This is a genomic window from Moorena sp. SIO4A1 (genome assembly GCF_010672065.1).
In the GTDB taxonomy this organism is placed as follows: Bacteria; Cyanobacteriota; Cyanobacteriia; order Cyanobacteriales; family Coleofasciculaceae; genus Moorena.
This window is the reverse complement of the sequence record NZ_JAAHHX010000049.1, coordinates 31,650-48,933: the sequence shown is the minus strand read 5'-3', so window position 1 is coordinate 48,933 and position 17,284 is coordinate 31,650. Positions and strand designations below refer to the sequence as shown.

Below are 17,284 nucleotides of genomic sequence, written 5' to 3'. Positions count from 1 at the left end.
ACCTAAGAAAAGAGGAGGTAATGATAAATGAGTTCTAAAGGAATTGGTCGCGCCGTGTACTTGGAGACTTGTTCGCACGGTGCCAAGGGGACGAAACAGGAGTAATCCTGTCGATTTACCCAATCCTATTTTACTAGGGGGTAATAGCCAGCCCCGTAGTTGTTCACTCTGAGGGGGCTGGTTTTTTACCTTATTAATTAAGGTCACTTTTATTATAGCACGAAACTAATCTTTAATGGCAACTTTTTTTTGAAAAATTGCAAATTTAATATGACTTAATTATTATTACAAAATTAGTGTAAATTAATAAAGTACATTTTTAGATCTAAATCTAAACTATAATCGCCGTAAATACTAATTGCTAAAATTCCTATACTAGCGATTTTTTAATTACTGAAATCGAGAAAAAAAAAGTCGAGTAATCAATGTCATGCTGGGACTAGATACAATAGTAATGTTTAATTTTATTGTCAAAAAAGAGGATATCTTTCCCCTCTTGCCTCTTGCCTCTTGCCTCTTGCCTCTTGCCTCTTGCCTCTTGCCTCTGGGTGCATCTCAATGCATGTTGTTTGACCTGGTGGGTGGAACGGGCATCTTGCCCGTTACAATCGGGCAGCAACCTAACCCGGGCATTGAGGCTGAAAATTAGGGCGAGCGCCCCTAACGCACCCTACAGAACATTTAGGTGCGCGCCCGTTCGCGCCCCGCGTCGGCTTTGCCGATAGGCGCGCTTTAATTCTTAATGGGTCAAGCGCACCTTTTCAAATATGAGATGCACCCTTGCCTCTTGCCTCTTGCCTCTTGCCTCTTGCATGCATGCCTAAAGCCCTTGCGCGTAGCGCTATAATACTTACCTACCGATTAACCAGACCTTAGCCAGATTGAGGGATGCTGGTCTCGGCTCCAAAGTTGCTAAGGCAAGCAACTCAACCAGTTTGATTGTCTACGGGATCCCATCGAGCCTGTCTGGCAACTGGCGTCCTAACCGTCGTGCCGGTTGCTATAAATGGACTTACTAGGGTTTCAGCCTGCAATGATTCCCCAAAGGCTTCGCCCCTAGGACTTTTCTTGCCGCGCTCTGAGGACAACTAGGCGTGGGTCTTCTTGCGGATTAGGCTAAAATATAAACTTTTATTACATTGTTTCTCAGAAACAGGACTAAGAGAACCTTCATTATTGTATCTTCATAGAGATATCCATAAACCTTTTGTATAAATTCAAGGACAAACAAATGTTCGATGCTTTTTCCAGAGCAGTAGTTGCATCAGACCAAAAGGGTGAATTTCTCGGTGGTGATGGCCTAAATGCTCTCAAAGAATTTGTTTCTTTGGGAAACCGCCGTCTAGATGCTGCGAGCTTCATTACTAGCAACTCTAGTTGTATCGTGTCTGATGCTGTATCTGGTATTGTGTGCGAAAACGAGGGTCTGACAGCACCTGGTGGTAGTATCTATACCAATCGTAAAATGGCTGCTTGCCTTCGGGATGGGGATATCGTTCTACGTTATATCACCTATGCTATTTTGGCAGGAGATGCTTCTGTACTCAATGACCGTTGCTTAAATGGCTTAAAAGAAACTTACTCCGCATTAGGTGTTCCTACAGGTAGTGTCAGTCGTGCTGTCAACATTATGAAAGCTGCTGCTCTTGCCTTTGTAACTAACACAGCTTCTCAGCGCAAAATGACTGTAACTCAAGGTGATTGCGCCTCATTAGCCTCAGAAATTGGTGGTTATTTCGATGCAGTAACGACAGCGATTAGCTAACCTTAGCTGGTTAGACAAGTTTTAATGCTGATTAAAGGAGTTTTAATCAAGCTGTTGTTTGAGCTGCAATTACATTAATTGAAAAATAGGAGATAATTGAGTCATGAAATCAGTGTTAACCACTACGATTGCTTCAGCAGATACCGCAGGTCGGTATCCCAGTGGATCTGATTTAGAATCTATTGCTGGTAATATTCAACGGGCTGATGCGCGTCTAGAAGCAGCAGACAAGCTAGCTTCCAACTACGCAGCCGTTGCTAAAGAAGCTGTTGATGCAGTTTATGCAGAATTTCCCGACGGAGTTAGCAAAGGTTGCACTCCTGAAGTACGCAAAGACAAATGTCTTCGCGATGTAACTACCTACCTACGCTTAATTAATTATTGCTTAGTTATTGGTGGTACTGGTCCTCTTGACGAATGGGGTATTGCGGGAGCCCGTGAAGTTTACCGCTCCCTCGGAATCAATACTGCTGCTTATGTGGCTGCCTTCACTAAAGTAAGAGATCGTATCTGCGTTCCTCGCGATATGTCTGCTCAAGCTGCCACAGAATTGACTGGTTATATCGACTATTTAATTAACTCTATGTCCTAGGGACATTGCCATCAATTTAATTTGATGAGTTAATTCTCTTTATAAAACTCTGGGCAGGATGCTTAGCTTTATTGGTTAAGTTTACTGCTCAGGGTTATTTAACTTTATCAGTTTGTTTTTGATTGGTGTTTGACAGATAATTATGAATTCTACAAATGATCTTAACGAAGGACTTTTACAGGCAAGTAAAGATGGAGATCTAGAAGTCGTAAAATCCCTAGTAGCCCAAGGGGCTGATGTCAATGTTAAGGATAAAGAAAATGCCACTGCTCTAATGCGTTCTGTATCTCGTAACTATAGAGAGATTGTGGAATTTTTGATCGAGAAAGGAGCTGATGTTAATGCCATCAATGATTGGGATTATACCCCATTAAAATATGCTATCAAACTCAACTTAAAAGAAATCCAGCAAATTCTCAGGGATAGCGGAGCAAAAGAATAAATTACTATTATGATTGCTGAGATAAACGCTCAATTAATAGAGGCAGCTAAGAGCGGTGATACTAAGACTTTAAGTTTATTACTTGAAAACGTTACTAATATCGATGGAAAAGATAATCTCTTTGGTAGAACGGTATTGATGTGGGCAGCGCGGGAAGGGCAAACGAAGACCTTACAAGTTTTACTTGAAAAGGGTGCGGAGGTAAATGCGATAGATAAATATGGCGGAACCGCATTACAGGCAGCAGCATCATCGGGACATACAGAAACCGTAAAAATATTGCTCAACTATGGAGCAGATATTAACCCTCAAGATCAACATGGTTGGACTGCACTGATGATGGCAGCAGCTCATGGTCATATAGATGCGGTAAAAACCTTGCTTAAAGTTGGGGCAGATATTAATGCCCAAGACGAATATGGTTACACAGCATTGATGATGGCTCAAAAGCAAGGTTATAGCGATATTGTCAAACTGCTCAAATCCTCAATTTAAAGATGACTAGTCCTTTTCTAAACTTATTTCCTGGTTTATCAGAAGAAAAAGCGATTGAACTTTTGGAAACACCAGTAGAACAACTAAAAGAAAAATATCACCGTTATCTAGCAGCAGCTCATTTAGTAAACTTTCCTACGGAACGCTCAATCAAAGCACTAATCAAAGTTTTGCAAGACCCTAATCCTGCACGGGAAAATCGTCAAGCACAGCGTAAAGCCATCGAATCATTAGGACGCTTAAAGGTTAATCATGCCATCGAAGTCATGGAACCTTTCTTGGCCGATAATGATCGCTATATGGTAGAAAATACTGTTTGGGCAATCGGCGAGATTGGGACATCTAATCAGGACATTCTGGAAAAAATTGCTCAATTATTAGAGAAAGAAGGACAAATTTATCGAGTAATCATTCAAACTCTAACTAAACTCAATTATAAACCAGCATTGGCAAGAATTGCTCGATTTACGGAATCAGAAGATTCTGCCATAGCTTGTGCAGCCATAGCTGCTACCTGTAAGTTATCAGGAGATGACAATCAAGTCCATCGAATTATCAAATTCTTGAATGATAAAAACATTCACGCCCGGCGAGGAGCGATTCAAGACCTGATGGATTTAGAATACGATGGGGCTATTCCTGATATAGCTGCTGCTCCTGTTTCCCAATCTCTACGTCTTCGGGGAATGCGATTTTTAGCAGATCAGGCACAAGAAAAAGGAACCGTTGATGATTCGGTAATGGAATCGAGTTTTGATTTAGCAATTTGGGATCATCCTCAAGACCTTAAAATGGCTTATGAATATCCCCAAAAACCGAGTTTGGAAAGAGTAATTCAAGACCTCTACAATACAGATTTTGCCTATTGTTATTTGGCAAGTAAGGCGATGCTCGATTTTTACCCTAATGCTGGAGAAATATTAAAAAAATCTTTTGACGAAAACGCTCAGGAAGATTACGGAGCTCACTACCATATTATTAAACTATTTGGTTGGTTGAAATACGAACCTGCTTACGATCTCTTTGTGGATACCTTACTTAATTTGGGAGACAAATTTGTCAAATCGAGAATTGCAGCTGCTATCTCTTTAGGTAACTTAGGTAACAAGCAAGCAATTCCCCATTTAAAAGCTGGTCTTGAAAGTAAAGTTTGGAAATTAAAGTATGCTTGTTTATTAGCATTAGATTATTTGGGTGATTCAAGTGGTCGCGCTCTTTGTGCTAATGACTCTGATTGGCTGATTCAACTAAAGGGCAAGAGTTACCCCCCTCAGGGTAAGCAGGGTAGGGAGGTAGACCAGGGAGATTAAGGGACTTGATGTCCCGAAAATCCCCAAACCCCAAACTATGTTATTTATTAAACTATGTTACATTAGTATATTTAAAGCCAGAACGAAAATCATATTTTTCTTCTTTGTCGTAAGGGGTGCAGGTTGACTGAGAGTACTCAGCTAATGACTTAAAACCTGGCGGACAAAGTGCTGGACAGATCTCGTTAATATCCTCCCTTTGAGGACAGCTGTAGACTCCTGCCCAGCGATTCCTAAATCTCCCCTTAACCTCTTCGGAGAACTTAAATCCTGCTTGCTCGGCAATACGGATAATTTCTTCGGGCTGGGCATCTTTTAATTGTGCTTTCAATGATTCATCTTTTTTGACAGCAACAATAAAGTCCATGAGCTGTTGTTTAGACATAAAAAACAAGATCTTTTCTAAGTTGTAAGTTTATGTGTTGAGCCCGAATGAATTTTTTAATTAATCTTGAAACATTTATGCTGAGTTAGGTCAGCGACCAGTGTTCAATACCAGTGTTAAATACCAGCCAGTGTTAAATTATGCAATCCTGTCCCACTCTTGAAAAAAAATTAAAAAAAATCCCATCTATCTCATCTCGATGAGATAGATGAGATTTAATCATTAGTTTTAAGGTAACCTAGGACAATTGCTGCTGGTCACAGAGGAGCTTTTTAAAGTGCCTCTGTAATGCTAATAATCTTACCTCCTACTCCATGAATATTCTGAAATGCTTTTGACATACAATCAAAGCTTACTGTTATCTGTTGTTTGCTGACTTTTTGCGCACGAGCGAAGTCGTTGGAACTAGAATAGGTAATCTTAAAACGTTTACCAGTATTGTCATAGTTCCCACCATTGCCCATAGCAAGGGGCTCGATTGGAGTAGCCATATTGGAGGCGACAGAGGTAATTAATTGAGCACTGTTATTTCTGTCGCTAGTAGGAGAACCTCTTAACAAGGAAAACATGCGATTGAAGCTTTCGTTGTTGAGACCAACTTGGGAACGAATATTACGAGGATAAGGAACAATATATTCTCCAAAGTTCAAAATATATTCTTCGCTATCGATGTAGGAGTCAATCTCAGCATCATATCCTTGTTCGTAATAGATTTGAACGTGGTCTTGAATTTCTTGTTGAGATTGAGGCGCACGACCTAACAAATGTTTGAAATTCAGTTCAATAAAGCGGTATGGAGAAGAGGAATGGAAGAAAAGTGACTTATATAAATTGGATTGAGCGATTATCCTCACAAACTGACGAACAGTAATGTCATCATCCCGGAGAAGTGCTTCAGCACTTTCCAGACGTTGTTCTTCCATTAAATGCTCATTTCCCAAGACTTGCTTGTAAACAGCCCTAATGATGATTTGTAAATCCTCTTCAGTCTGATTAGGACGCATTTCTAAAGGGTTTCCTTCAAAGGCATCCAAACCGAGGGTTGCCGAACGAGCTAAATTTCCCATCCACTTTCTCCTAAATACTAAAAAAGCTTAACTTTTAAAATCGTCTTTAATTGCTTGATTAAGCAATCCATACTAAAAATAACCAATAGGTGCGATCTTGTCCTAATTTATGAGAAACAAATTTACAAAAATTATTATTTGGAAAATTTGGTGGTCGATCAGCACAGTGTGCGATAGCTGATCAAGTCATGCCAACTCCAGGTTACGTCAGCTAACCCGGCCCTTTCTGCTGCAGTATTGCCCTTGCGACTATGGACCCAAATCGACTTGAAATCGCTGACCATCAACCTGACTGTGGCCTCAGTCTACTCCCAGGCTTGAGCAAATTTTTGATGACAATAAAATAATTGGTTGGTCATCCTGTACTTGATCTAGGACACTGGCTAGGTTAGCTCTGACTTGAGAAGAGGTAGTTTCTCGACTAACATCGTAGCCCTAAGCCTGACTTAATACAATAGTATTGTAAATACTGAAAATTGGAACTGGGCTAGACTGCGTTCGCGTAGCGGGGCAAAGCCCATCGCATAGCCAAAGCCAAAATGCGATGCCCGCGCATTGAGCCGCTAGGCGAACCCATTCTCAAACCCGAATCCTACCAAGCTCAGATCTGGCACCTGGCCCATGCAACCTGTTGACTATACCACCCTGACCGCTGCTTGTTCTGAGCTCCGTGCTACCTGGGTACCAGGACGTGCCGAACAAGTCTATCAACGCGATCGCTACACCATTGCCATCGCCCTACGCACCCTAAATGGTCGAGGTTGGCTCACCATTTGTTGGCATCCCCAAGCTGCCCGAATTTGCATAGGAGATCCACCCCCTCGGGTTCCCGACACCTTCACCTTTAGTGACCAACTGAGGCACCAGTTAGGTGGCTTCGCCCTAATTGCCATCGAAACCATTGCCCCTTGGGAGAGAGTCTTAGACCTGCAATTTGCCAAACGCCCTGGAGAAGCTCCGACTTGGCATTTGTATGTAGAAATTATCGGCAAATACAGTAACCTAATCCTCACTGATGCTGACAATCTAATTGTCACCACTGCTCATCAAGTCAGTAACCAGCAATCCACCGTCCGTACTATTCAAACCGGTCAACCCTACGAACTCCCACCAGCCCTGACTGGCACTAGCCCCAGTTTGACTGAACCCTACCAGAGCTGGCAAGAACGAGTCAGTTTGATACCAGGAGCAGTAGCACATCAGTTACTCAAAAGTTATCGAGGATTGAGTCCCACCCTCGCTCGCTCAATGGTACAAGCAGCTGGTTTAGACCCAAAGCAATCCACCGAAACCCTAGAAGAATCCGACTGGCAAAACCTATTTCAACGCTGGCAACAATGGTTACAAACTTTATTAAACGTTAGCAACTTGTCTACAGCCAACCGACAACCATCTAACCTTCAACCATCTAACCTTCAACCATCTAACCTTCAACCATCTAACCTTCAACCTGTTAACCTTGGCCAAAAGGCCACGCTACGCGAACAACCTGTTAACCTTGGCCAAAAGGCCACGCTACGCGAACAACCTGTTAACCTTCAACCTGCTAACCTTGGCCAAAAGGCCACGCTACGCGAACAACCTGCCAACCTTAAACCTGCTAACCTTTTTCAGCCAGGCTGGACAAACCAAGGATATACAGTAATGGATTGGGGGATAGTTAAACCAGCTGAAAATATCCAAACCTTACTAAATTCTTACTACACCAATCAGTTCAATCAACACGAGTTTGCCCGGTTGCATAACCAACTGACTCAGAAGCTAAATAATAACCTACGAAAACTACGGCAAAAAGCCTCTAGCTTTAAGGAACGTTTACAGCAATCTGACCAAGCTGATCAATCCCGAGAAAAAGCTGACTTATTAATGGCATATCTCCAGGATTGGCAACCAGGGATGAAATCGATCACCCTACCTGACTTTGAAACCAACCAGCCAGTCAAGATTCCCTTAAATCCTGAGAAAAATGCTGTCCAAAATGCCCAAGCTCTCTACAAGCGACACCAAAAACTGAAACGAACTCGCGATGCGGTTGAGCCATTACTAAAAGAAGTACAAGAGGAAATACAGTATTTAGAGCAAGTCGAGGCATCATTGACTCAGCTAAACACCTATAACACTCTAGACGACTTACAAACCCTACAGGAAATCCGCGAAGAGCTAATTGGGCAAGGATATTTAGAAGCTTCTGCTCAAAGGAGTCGTAATCTATCGGATGTTTCACAGCCCTATCGATATCAAACTCCCAGTGGCTTTGAATTATTGATTGGTCGCAACAATCGGCAAAATGACCAGCTGACATTTCGTACCGCTGGGGATTATGACCTCTGGTTTCATACCCAAGAGATTGCTGGGAGTCATGTACTACTGAGATTAGAGCCAGGAACAGTAGCTGATCCAGCAGATTTGCAATTTGCTGCTGATCTAGCCGCTTACAACAGCCGGGGGTGTCAGAGTGAACAGGTCCCAGTGGTTTACACGAAACCCAAATATGTCTACAAGCCCAAAGGAGCTAAACCAGGCATGGCGATTTATAAGCACGAGCAAATCCTCTGGGGGCGTCCTGATCAAGGTCGTCATTACCTGATGGCATCTGTCTCAACCCAAAAAATGTAAACTTTAATTACAAAAAAGAACGTATTCTCTGTTACGATCAAATTATCAGAAATTTTTAGGCTGTCGGTTTGGGAACGCGCAGCCTGGATTTTCCTCATGGAAAATGACGACGTATCTCTAATTAATGGTGTAGACCATACCAGCTGTATCCACAGCTGGTGATTTTTTTTAATATGTAGCAGTACTTTAGCTATTTGGTATCAGGAAAATCCCCTTTCCCCTTGGTTAATCAGTTGCACGCCAAGAACCTCAGCAAATTTACCACACAGATCTAAGCGTACCTGTTCCACATTAAGATCCGGAATAAACTGAGCTAGACTACCCACGGGTTTATCCGCAATGCCGCAGGGAACGATATGATTAAAACCTGCAAGGTCAGGACAGACATTCAAAGCAAAGCCATGCATGGTAATCCAGCGCTTCACCTTAATGCCAATGGCAGCAACTTTACATCCTTCTAGCCAGACACCAGTCATCCCAGTCACCCGCTCACCCTTGAGTCCATAGACAGCCAATACCTGAATCAAAACTTCCTCCAGCTGTCTGAGGTACCAGTGTAAATCTTGGCGATAATACCGGAGATTGAGAATCGGGTAGCCTACCAGCTGTCCAGGACAGTGGTAGGTCACTTCACCACCACGCTCTATCCGATGCACCTCCGAGTTAACCTGATTGGGATCGAATTTGAGAAAGTCAATACTCGACCCTTTTCCTAGGGTGTAAACCGGTGGATGCTCCAGCAACAGGAGAATATCATCCAAACTGGAATCTTGGAGCCGTTGACTAACTAGCGATCGCTGTTGCTCCCAAGCCACTGTGTAAGGGACTAAGCCTTGATGACTAATTAAACATTTACGCACAATCCTCAATTATCTCATACTCTATGCCCTATTTTATCAATGTCAACGAATGCAAAGGAATTTAAAGAGAAATCAAGAGTTGATGTTCTCTAGAATACAAAGTGATAGGGTAAGAGTATGAACCAATAGCAGATCTCCCCAACCTCCACTGCTATTGTCAAGCGCAAACGTTACGAGATGGAGTAGTCAGTATGAAGCTTGTTATCCAAGGTAAAAACATCGATATCACCGATGCAATTCGTGACTATGTACATCAAAAAATAGAAAAGGCGGTCAATCATTTTCAAAACATTACCAATCAGGTGGATATAAATCTATCGGTGGCTCGTAATCCTCGGATAAACCCGAAACAGACAGCTGAAGTAACCATTTATGCCAATAAGACAGTGATTCGTGCCCAAGAGGGGACTGAAAACTTGTATGCCAGCATTGATCTGGTGGCTGATAAGATTCATCGTCAACTGCGCAAATATAAGGAGAAGCAGCAATCCCAGAAAACCCGTAATCAGGCCAAGACAGAGGTAATACTAGAAGAAGAATCGGTGCCAGTTGATCTGATTAGCGATCGCACTCCTGAGCTACCCGAAGAAGTGGTGCGTATGAAGTATTTTGCCATGCCCCCAATGACTGTAGAGGAAGCCTTGGAACAACTAGAGCTAGTAGACCACGATTTTTATATGTTCCGGAACATTAAAACCGGGGAGATTAATGTAATCTATGAACGCAATCATGGCGGATATGGAGTAATCCAGCCCCGTAATGGCAATGGAAAAACTCACCACACTAACGGTAAGGTGCCTCAAAGCCTTAGTGCTGCCGCAGGATTCATATAAAAACTCTGTGGAAGGTTAAAGGTTGACCGTTGACCGTTGACCGTTGACCGTTGACCAGAGTTAACAAAATCTTCTCAAAGCTCCACACCATCGTAAAAGCTTGGTGTGGGGTTGTTTGCTATCACAATTTATGCCTGACTTTATAGTGTTTCCATGGAAATTGGAATTGTGGTGGAGCTCTTAGCACAGGGTTGTTCAACTGGGTTTTGGGATAAGATTAAGAGGGAATTTTCTGGTAAGTACCTGGATAGAAATAAACAGCACTTACGCCACCAACCTGGTTATTAACGGTAATTACACCGATTTCAGCGTTTGATGTATAGCGATGCAGCGCGGTCTTGGGGGTCCCCCCCATGAGCGACTGCATCAAGACAACCAGAAACCGGGTTTTAACGGTCTTGGTGCGTAAGTCCTGATTCAGTTAACTGTGTTAAGACATGTGTAAGAATTGTGTAAGACCTGTGAAGGCATTGAATCCCCTTCTATTGCCTGATAGGCAAGTTTATCGTTCCCAAGTCTTAACAGTTAACTTTAATTTTGTCCTACTACTTACACCTACCCTATCTCCCTTAACTGCCCTCCTTGCCTCACCTCACTCTTAACGTTGTGCCTTTTTTTTTCCATGGAATTTTTGACCATATTCCTATCAGGCTTAATCACTGTGGTTTCTGGGGTGGGTTTCATCCTCGACAAGGTGATCGAAAGCAATATCCGCTCCCAGCTTTCCCAGGTCGAGCAATTGCAAGTCCGAGTTAACAACACTCCCAATTACCAAATTTTGCCAGGCAAAGTAGACCAGGTTTTAATTGCTGGTAAGGGCTTATGGCTGACGCCAGATATCCGGATTGGTGTCTTGGAACTAGAAACTGATCCGATTGACCTTGATATAGAGAACGTCCGTAAAGGTGGTAAAGACTCACTAGCGAACTCTCTGAGGCAACCGCTACAAGCTGGAGTGCGTCTAGTTTTAACCGAGTCAGATATTAACCAAGCTCTAGAGTCGCCGGAAGTTAGAGAACAATTAAACGATTTGATCAATGCTGTGATCAGTCGTGGCAGTAGGCGTTATAAACTACTGAACTCACAAGTAGACTTTCTAGATGACAACCGTATTTATTTACAAGTGACATTGCAGCAAGGAGATAATCAACCCCTAGAGATTATCTTAAACTCCGGTGTGGGCATCCTGACCGGGAAAAGCATACAGCTAATTGAACCAAAGTTGTCGGTTGATGGGAACCCACTCCCACCTCAGTTAATCAAGTTATTTGTTGGTAGTCTCAGCCAGCGCTTAAATCTCAGTAATATTGAAGATGAAGGCATCACAGCCCGAATCTTACAATTTGAGTTAAGTCCTAGTGAATTAGAATTAGCAGCATTTGTCCGGATCAAGGAGTAAACCGTGTTAAGGATGAAATATCAAAGATGAAGGATGAAATATCAAGGATGAAGTCTCAAAAATTCAATTTGGTTTCGTGCCACTAGTCCTATCTGATCATAGTAAATCAAATTACCGTAAATCAACCTTTTGATTAATCAGTTATTATGCATGACCAACAAGACGATCGTGGTATTCCTCTCGGTGTGATTGCCAGTATTTCCATCCTAGTCTTAGCAGCAGGAGGTGGAGGTACCTGGTGGGCATGGCGTTCACAGCAATCTTCCCCAGAAGTGCCTGTGACAACTACACCCCAATCATCTACACCTAAGTCATCTCAGACTATACAACCCACAACTGAAAAACCCTCAACTAAGGAAAAAATTCAGGTCTATTGGCTCAATGATGTTGATAACCAAATTGTTTTAATTCCTAGTTCAATTCCCTTAAATAATAAGACCCTTAACAAAGGTCAGATATTAGAGAGCGCATTCGAGGGTTTATTGGCTGGACCGACCAATGGCACATTTACGACCACTATTCCCCAAGGTACAAAACTACGGGGTGTTTCTCTCAAAAGTGATGGTGTTCATGTAGATTTGTCCCAGGAATTTACCGTTGGTGGCGGCAGTAGCTCCATGAGCGGTCGTCTGGCGCAAGTTGTTTATACAGCCAGCAGTTTAGACCCCAATACTCAGGTATGGATTGAGGTAGATGGGAAACAACTAGAGGTTTTAGGTGGAGAAGGCTTAATGCTTGATCAACCACTGACTCGCCAAGATGTCAATCAAAACTTCCCACTCTAGAGGTTTCCCAGGTTAGACTGCTTTGAGCAGTTGCTCACTAGCGTTGGATGAAAATTTGTCAACCGACGCTGCGGCACATAAATATACGTTGGCAGACCTCTAATTCCCATGCCCAGCAAACCTATTTTCGCTTCTAGCAGCTATTATTAGCTTGACATCTGTCAAACCTATCTAAGGAGTAATCCTTAGTCAGGTTTAATCCGCATTAGTGCTTGACCATATTCTATTGGTTCTCCATTTTTTACCAAAATTTCCATTACTTGTCCACTCACTTCTGCTTCAATTTCGTTCATCAGCTTCATAGCTTCAATAATACAAACAGTTTGACCAGCACTAATGCGTTCCCCTACCTCCACAAAGGGGTCTTCATCAGGAGCAGGAGCGCGGTAAAATGTCCCGACCATGGGTGAGTTAATTTCCTCCCACTTTTGATCTACCCCTGGTGGAGGTACTGATGGGACTGTTGCTGCTGGTGTTGAGGCTACCTCTAGTACTGGTGTGGGAGCAGTGGGTATAGTGGAGCCAGAGATGGGAACCCCTACGGAGCCAGCAGCTTGATAAGGAGTGCTAGCTTCACCGGAATCACTAGTAGGGGTGATACTGACCCCTTTACGCACTGTGAGTTCAAAATCATCACTCTTGAGGGTCAGTTCTGTAATATCGGTTTGAGCAATAGCAGCTAACAGATCACGAAGTTGATTGATGTCTAATGCCACAATTTTTAAAAAGAGGTTAGGGTCTTGGGGCTAAAGGCTAAGGGTTAAGATTTTTTGGCATTATTTTGCCTTAGTAGTCAGGTGAGTCCATTATCTTGATTGCCATGATCTATTCAGGGCATCAAATCAGGGCATCAAAACAATTTACTCGCGACCAAGATAAGAATCATTACGGGTATCGATTTTAATGCGCTCTCCTATGGAAATGAATAGAGGAACCATCACCTGAGCTCCTGTTGAAACCTTGGCTGGTTTGGTACCGCCAGTAGCGGTATCACCTTTAACACCAGGATCGGTATCGACTACTTCCAACACTACAGAATTGGGCAGTTCTACTTCTAGAATCTGGTCGTTCCAGAAGAGGATGTTCACTTCCATTTCTTCATTGAGATACTTGCAGCGATCGCCAATCTGGGATTCACTTAGACTAGTTTCCTCGAAGCTTTCCATATCCATGAAGACATATTCATCGCCATCTTTGTAGGTATGCTGCATGGCACGTTTTTCCAGGTTTGCCTGGGGTACTGTTTCCCCAGCCCGGAAGGTTTTCTCTACAACATTCCCTGTCTGGACATTTTTTAGTTTGGTACGAACAAAGGCGGAACCTTTTCCAGGCTTGACGTGGAGAAATTCCACTACCCGCCATACGGATCCATCTAACTCAATAGAGACACCAGTGCGAAAGTCGTTACTAGAAATCATTAACCTGCTAACTCGGGCAGAACAATCGGCATCTTATTTTACCCTTGAGAGGTTGAAGGTTGAAAGTTGCACTTTGGAGGTTAAGGTAAAGATTTGTGCCAAAGTGTTGCGCTAAGTGACTTGCCCATCCTAAACTAAACGATACTTTTGGCTAATCACCTCAACGCTAGTTAAATCGATGGGGGGATAGGAAGCTTACAGGGGTAGGTTTTTTAATCAGGGTCGGGAGTCGGGAATCGGGAGTCGGAACCCACCCCTAACCCCTCCCAGGAGGGGAAGAGCGGGAAATGGGGAGAATTATTTCTAAAATTATTGTATATTTGGATACAGATTTTTCGGAGTTTCTAGGCATTAAAAGTAAGTACTCGCCCCAATGTTTAAAAACCTACCCTTGTGAGGGGATAGGCATAGGGGGAGAGGGCGATAACTTGGCTAGCTCAGTGGGTTATTGGTGTGATGGGCACGGACCCCAGCTGAAAGACCGAAGCTAATGGCTCAACAGTATCATAAACTACCTTGACATGGGAAGATATGAGATGAAGTTTTGATACGTTGTGGATCAGCCTTGACCCCACTGGTGTAATGCTTGGGGTAATTATTGTTTATGAAACTTTTAAAGATTTCTTTGCCAGATTGGTGGAAACCCTTGACCAAGACTACCCTCTTGGGGCTGCTGTTAATGTCCCTTTCCTTAGGTCTGAGTGGAGCTTGGTGGAACTTTAAGTTTAACTTTGGTAATCAAGAACCTGCTCGTGAAAGTCGATTACCAGGGGGTAATGCCATTACTGATGGTAGAGCTCTGTTGCGCTACGGCTTACCGATAGATAATCAGCCAGTGCGGAAAATACAAGCCAGTTTGGAGGATATTTCTCAACAAATGCGGGGCAAACGCTGGAGTCCCATCACCAGCGATATTACTAAAGCTGCTGTGGTTTTAACTAGTAGTGATCAGAAATTACTAGCGGACATTCCAGATGCCAGAAAACCCCAAGGCGAAGCCCTAATTGCCAAGATCCAAGCCGAAATTGCTAAGATTCGAGAAGCTGTGGAGGCTAAAGACAAGGAAAACGTCTTGATTGAGCGCGGGATACTCTTGGATAAAGTTGGGGAACTGGAACAATTGATGGTAGAGGAGTTTCCCTTTGAGGTACCCCCAGAGTATAGTAACTTACCTCAACTTAAGGGTCGCGCTACCGTGGAAATGACCACAAAGGAAGGTTCCTTGAAAATGGTGGTAGATGGTTACAATGCTCCAGTCACAGCCGGGAACTTTGTGGATTTGGTACAGCGGGGTTTCTATGATGGTCTAACCTTCAACCGTGCTGAAGATAACTATATCCTGCAAGCAGGGGACCCTCCAGGAAAAGCGACAGGCTTTATTGACCCGGAAACTGGTGAATATCGAGGGATTCCGATCGAAATCATGCTGAAAGGAGACTCGGAACCGGTTTATGAGTTTACCCTGGAAGAAATTGGTCGTTATCGTGAGCAACCTGTGCTGCCCTTCTCTGCTTATGGTACCCTAGCTATGGCACGTCCTGCAGAAGACCCCAATGGTGGCTCTTCTCAGTTTTTCTTCTTCTTGTTTCAACCAGAACTTACCCCAGCTGGTATCAACTTCATGGATGGGCGCTATTCTGTCTTTGGCTATGTGGTAGAAAACAAAGAGTTACTCAGACAGCTCAAACGAGGGGATGTAATTGAGTCGATGAGAGTTATTGATGGGATTGAGAATTTGGTTGAGCCCCAGGCATAGCTATCCTATCGGTTGAGCGGTTAGCTCCTTAACCCCTGCCGCGAAGCTAGGGATGAGCTTGACTAATTACTGATAACTAAGTTGATTCCAGTGGGAAGTATCAATAATTGCTCGTTTTCTCGTGACCCTTGAATTACTAAAAGATATTGGAGAACAAGGTCTTCTAGAACGGTTACAGCCTTTCTGTCCACCAGGGGTTGTAGGAGATGATGGAGCGGTAATTCCCCCTCCAGAGTCTGGTCAATCCTTGGTGATTACTACAGATGTTTTGGTGAATGGGGTGCATTTTAGCGATCGCTACGGTGGGGTAAGCCAATGCACTACTAGTCCAGAAGATGCTGGTTGGCGTGCTGCTGCTGCTAATTTGTCTGATTTAGCTGCTATGGGAGCATCCCCCCTAGGCATTACGGTAGGCTTAAGCCTGACAGGGGATGTAGCGGTTAGCTGGGTTGAGAGACTTTACCAAGGCATGACTCAGTGTTTGAACCAGTACAATACACCAATAGTGGGAGGAGATATCTGTCGCTCCCCGGTTATTACTATTGCTATCACTGCCTTTGGTCAAGTCTACCCCGACCAAGCCATCCGCCGCACAGGGGCGAAGGTGGGACATGCCATTGTGGTGACAGGTGTTCATGGTGCTTCCCGGGCTGGACTAGAATTACTCCTCAAGCCGGATTTCGGCAAACACTTAAGTCCAGAGGAACGACTATCTCTGATTAAAGCTCACCAGCGTCCCCAACCCAGACTTGATGTGATCCCTTTACTAAGGTTACAGGTTAACAGGTTACTAGAGTTACAGGTTAACAGGTTGAAGGTTGAAAGTTGTAACTTACAACCTGATAACTTTCAACCTGATAACTTACAACCTGATAACTTTCAACCTGATAACCTTCAACCAGATAACTTTCAACCTTCAACCCTTCAACCTTCAACCCTTCAACCTTCAACCCTTCAACCTTCAACCCTTAAACCTTCAACCCTTAAACCTTCAACTCTTCAACCTTCAACCCTTCAACCTTCAACCCTTCAACCTTCAACCCTTCAACCTTCAACCCTTCAACTATCCATTGCGGGTATGGATAGTAGCGATGGTTTAGCAGATGCTATTGTACAAATTTGTCGTGCCAGTGGTGTTGGTGCTGAGATTGATCCCAACCGAATTACTTTACCTCCAAGCTTGAGTAAATTGGTGTCCCGAGAGCAAGCTTTGGATTGGGCGTTGTATGGTGGTGAAGATTTTGAATTAGTGCTATGTCTGCCTACTGAAGCTGCTGAGGAATTAGTGGCACAACTGGGGGAGGGAGCAGCAGTAATTGGCAAGATTACTAGTGGTAATCAGGTTTGGTTAAAAGATAAAACTGGCACTTATGCTGATCAATTGCTGAGTTTAAATAAGGGATTTCAGCATTTTTGAAATTTTACCCTTAAAAGTTATTAATCAGATTTAATATTATTCCTTCTGTATCTGATCCAAATCATTAGTGCTCGGATATCATAACTTGAATAAATAAGCAAGATCCAGGTGCGATCAATTTTTTAGCTCAGATTCACTACAGTA

The 17,284-nt window shown here is 43.3% G+C and carries 18 protein-coding genes and 1 pseudogene; 13 read left to right on the top strand and 6 right to left on the bottom strand.

Translation table 11 applies throughout. The features are described from left to right. A partial coding sequence (locus F6K53_RS25965; RefSeq protein WP_293071736.1) for a hypothetical protein occupies positions 1-207 on the bottom strand: 207 nt, incomplete at its 3' end. 247 nt (positions 208-454) lie between these two features. Here F6K53_RS25965 and F6K53_RS25960 point away from each other — a divergent pair. From F6K53_RS25960 to F6K53_RS25935, 6 genes are all read left to right on the top strand, one after another. Further along, positions 455-649 carry a hypothetical protein gene (locus F6K53_RS25960; protein WP_293071735.1) on the top strand — a complete coding sequence of 65 codons (195 nt, stop codon included), beginning with the start codon at positions 455-457 and terminating at the stop codon, positions 647-649. Positions 650-1,231: 582 nt separating this feature from the next. After that, positions 1,232-1,765, top strand: coding sequence for a phycocyanin subunit beta (locus F6K53_RS25955; RefSeq protein WP_293021735.1), 534 nt, complete (start codon positions 1,232-1,234; stop codon positions 1,763-1,765). Positions 1,766-1,868: 103 nt separating this feature from the next. Next, positions 1,869-2,357, top strand: a complete 489-nt coding sequence (locus tag F6K53_RS25950) for a bleomycin hydrolase (RefSeq protein WP_293021733.1) — start codon at positions 1,869-1,871, stop codon at positions 2,355-2,357. A gap of 142 nt (positions 2,358-2,499) precedes the next feature. Continuing rightward, positions 2,500-2,799 carry an ankyrin repeat domain-containing protein gene (locus F6K53_RS25945; RefSeq protein ID WP_293071734.1) on the top strand — a complete coding sequence of 100 codons (300 nt, stop codon included), beginning with the start codon at positions 2,500-2,502 and terminating at the stop codon, positions 2,797-2,799. A 9-nt stretch (positions 2,800-2,808) separates the two neighbouring features. Then, positions 2,809-3,294 (top strand): ankyrin repeat domain-containing protein, encoded by a 486-nt coding sequence (locus F6K53_RS25940; protein WP_293071733.1) that lies wholly within the window; start codon positions 2,809-2,811, stop codon positions 3,292-3,294. 2 nt (positions 3,295-3,296) lie between these two features. Further along, entirely contained in the window at positions 3,297-4,604 is a 1,308-nt protein-coding gene (locus F6K53_RS25935) for a HEAT repeat domain-containing protein (RefSeq protein ID WP_293071732.1), read from the top strand. Between the two features lie 52 nt (positions 4,605-4,656). Here the strand turns inward: F6K53_RS25935 and F6K53_RS25930 are convergent, their stop codons facing one another. Both F6K53_RS25930 and F6K53_RS25925 read right to left on the bottom strand, forming a co-directional pair. Continuing rightward, the gene (locus F6K53_RS25930) at positions 4,657-4,989 is read right to left on the bottom strand and encodes a Nif11-like leader peptide family natural product precursor (RefSeq protein ID WP_293071731.1); all 333 of its coding nucleotides are present in this window, start codon (positions 4,987-4,989) and stop codon (positions 4,657-4,659) included. Positions 4,990-5,261: 272 nt separating this feature from the next. Then, entirely contained in the window at positions 5,262-6,056 is a 795-nt protein-coding gene (locus F6K53_RS25925; RefSeq protein ID WP_293071730.1) for a phycobilisome rod-core linker polypeptide, read from the bottom strand. A 621-nt stretch (positions 6,057-6,677) separates the two neighbouring features. On the opposite strand from F6K53_RS25925, the gene F6K53_RS25920 reads away from it, so the two are divergent. Then, positions 6,678-8,672 carry an NFACT RNA binding domain-containing protein gene (locus F6K53_RS25920; protein ID WP_293071729.1) on the top strand — a complete coding sequence of 665 codons (1,995 nt, stop codon included), beginning with the start codon at positions 6,678-6,680 and terminating at the stop codon, positions 8,670-8,672. A 200-nt stretch (positions 8,673-8,872) separates the two neighbouring features. On the opposite strand, the gene lipB is transcribed toward F6K53_RS25920, so the two are convergent. Next, positions 8,873-9,532, bottom strand: coding sequence for a lipoyl(octanoyl) transferase LipB (gene lipB, locus F6K53_RS25915; protein WP_293071728.1), 660 nt, complete (start codon positions 9,530-9,532; stop codon positions 8,873-8,875). 191 nt (positions 9,533-9,723) lie between these two features. Here lipB and raiA point away from each other — a divergent pair, with 191 nt between their 5' ends. The 3 genes from raiA to F6K53_RS25900 all read left to right on the top strand — a co-directional run bounded on the left by raiA (position 9,724) and on the right by F6K53_RS25900 (position 12,549). After that, positions 9,724-10,365 carry a ribosome-associated translation inhibitor RaiA gene (raiA, locus tag F6K53_RS25910; RefSeq protein ID WP_293071727.1) on the top strand — a complete coding sequence of 214 codons (642 nt, stop codon included), beginning with the start codon at positions 9,724-9,726 and terminating at the stop codon, positions 10,363-10,365. 622 nt (positions 10,366-10,987) lie between these two features. Beyond that, positions 10,988-11,764, top strand: coding sequence for a DUF2993 domain-containing protein (locus F6K53_RS25905; protein ID WP_293021719.1), 777 nt, complete (start codon positions 10,988-10,990; stop codon positions 11,762-11,764). 146 nt (positions 11,765-11,910) lie between these two features. After that, positions 11,911-12,549: a GerMN domain-containing protein gene (locus tag F6K53_RS25900; protein ID WP_293071726.1), complete on the top strand. Its 639-nt coding sequence runs from the start codon at positions 11,911-11,913 to the stop codon at positions 12,547-12,549. Between the two features lie 185 nt (positions 12,550-12,734). On the opposite strand, the gene accB is transcribed toward F6K53_RS25900, so the two are convergent. Further along, positions 12,735-13,265: an acetyl-CoA carboxylase biotin carboxyl carrier protein gene (gene accB, locus F6K53_RS25895; protein WP_293021715.1), complete on the bottom strand. Its 531-nt coding sequence runs from the start codon at positions 13,263-13,265 to the stop codon at positions 12,735-12,737. A 144-nt stretch (positions 13,266-13,409) separates the two neighbouring features. After that, positions 13,410-13,967 carry an elongation factor P gene (gene efp / locus F6K53_RS25890; protein ID WP_293071725.1) on the bottom strand — a complete coding sequence of 186 codons (558 nt, stop codon included), beginning with the start codon at positions 13,965-13,967 and terminating at the stop codon, positions 13,410-13,412. Positions 13,968-14,571: 604 nt separating this feature from the next. Here efp and F6K53_RS25885 point away from each other — a divergent pair. The 3 genes and pseudogenes from F6K53_RS25885 (at position 14,572) to F6K53_RS46030 (ending at position 17,140) form a co-directional block, all read left to right on the top strand. Beyond that, on the top strand, positions 14,572-15,723 hold the full coding sequence (locus tag F6K53_RS25885) for a peptidylprolyl isomerase (RefSeq protein ID WP_293082652.1): 1,152 nt from the start codon (positions 14,572-14,574) through the stop codon (positions 15,721-15,723). 121 nt (positions 15,724-15,844) lie between these two features. Beyond that, positions 15,845-16,492 (top strand): annotated as a pseudogene (thiL, locus tag F6K53_RS46035) (thiamine-phosphate kinase); the annotation flags it as partial. A gap of 309 nt (positions 16,493-16,801) precedes the next feature. Then, complete coding sequence (locus F6K53_RS46030) at positions 16,802-17,140, top strand: AIR synthase-related protein (RefSeq protein ID WP_364304165.1); 339 nt, start codon at positions 16,802-16,804, stop codon at positions 17,138-17,140. Positions 17,141-17,284 lie beyond the last annotated feature (144 nt).

Bases quoted from the DNA above. Each gene is read 5' to 3' on its own strand.
- F6K53_RS25960 (WP_293071735.1), top strand. From the start codon at position 455: ATGTTTAATTTTATTGTCAAAAAAGAGGATATCTTTCCCCTCTTGCCT.
- F6K53_RS25955 (WP_293021735.1), top strand. From the start codon at position 1,232: ATGTTCGATGCTTTTTCCAGAGCAGTAGTTGCATCAGACCAAAAGGGT.
- F6K53_RS25950 (WP_293021733.1), top strand. From the start codon at position 1,869: ATGAAATCAGTGTTAACCACTACGATTGCTTCAGCAGATACCGCAGGT.
- F6K53_RS25945 (WP_293071734.1), top strand. From the start codon at position 2,500: ATGAATTCTACAAATGATCTTAACGAAGGACTTTTACAGGCAAGTAAA.
- F6K53_RS25940 (WP_293071733.1), top strand. From the start codon at position 2,809: ATGATTGCTGAGATAAACGCTCAATTAATAGAGGCAGCTAAGAGCGGT.
- F6K53_RS25935 (WP_293071732.1), top strand. From the start codon at position 3,297: ATGACTAGTCCTTTTCTAAACTTATTTCCTGGTTTATCAGAAGAAAAA.
- F6K53_RS25930 (WP_293071731.1), bottom strand. From the start codon at position 4,989: ATGTCTAAACAACAGCTCATGGACTTTATTGTTGCTGTCAAAAAAGAT.
- F6K53_RS25925 (WP_293071730.1), bottom strand. From the start codon at position 6,056: ATGGGAAATTTAGCTCGTTCGGCAACCCTCGGTTTGGATGCCTTTGAA.
- F6K53_RS25920 (WP_293071729.1), top strand. From the start codon at position 6,678: ATGCAACCTGTTGACTATACCACCCTGACCGCTGCTTGTTCTGAGCTC.
- raiA (WP_293071727.1), top strand. From the start codon at position 9,724: ATGAAGCTTGTTATCCAAGGTAAAAACATCGATATCACCGATGCAATT.
- F6K53_RS25905 (WP_293021719.1), top strand. From the start codon at position 10,988: ATGGAATTTTTGACCATATTCCTATCAGGCTTAATCACTGTGGTTTCT.
- F6K53_RS25900 (WP_293071726.1), top strand. From the start codon at position 11,911: ATGCATGACCAACAAGACGATCGTGGTATTCCTCTCGGTGTGATTGCC.
- efp (WP_293071725.1), bottom strand. From the start codon at position 13,967: ATGATTTCTAGTAACGACTTTCGCACTGGTGTCTCTATTGAGTTAGAT.
- F6K53_RS25885 (WP_293082652.1), top strand. From the start codon at position 14,572: ATGAAACTTTTAAAGATTTCTTTGCCAGATTGGTGGAAACCCTTGACC.
- F6K53_RS46030 (WP_364304165.1), top strand. From the start codon at position 16,802: ATGGATAGTAGCGATGGTTTAGCAGATGCTATTGTACAAATTTGTCGT.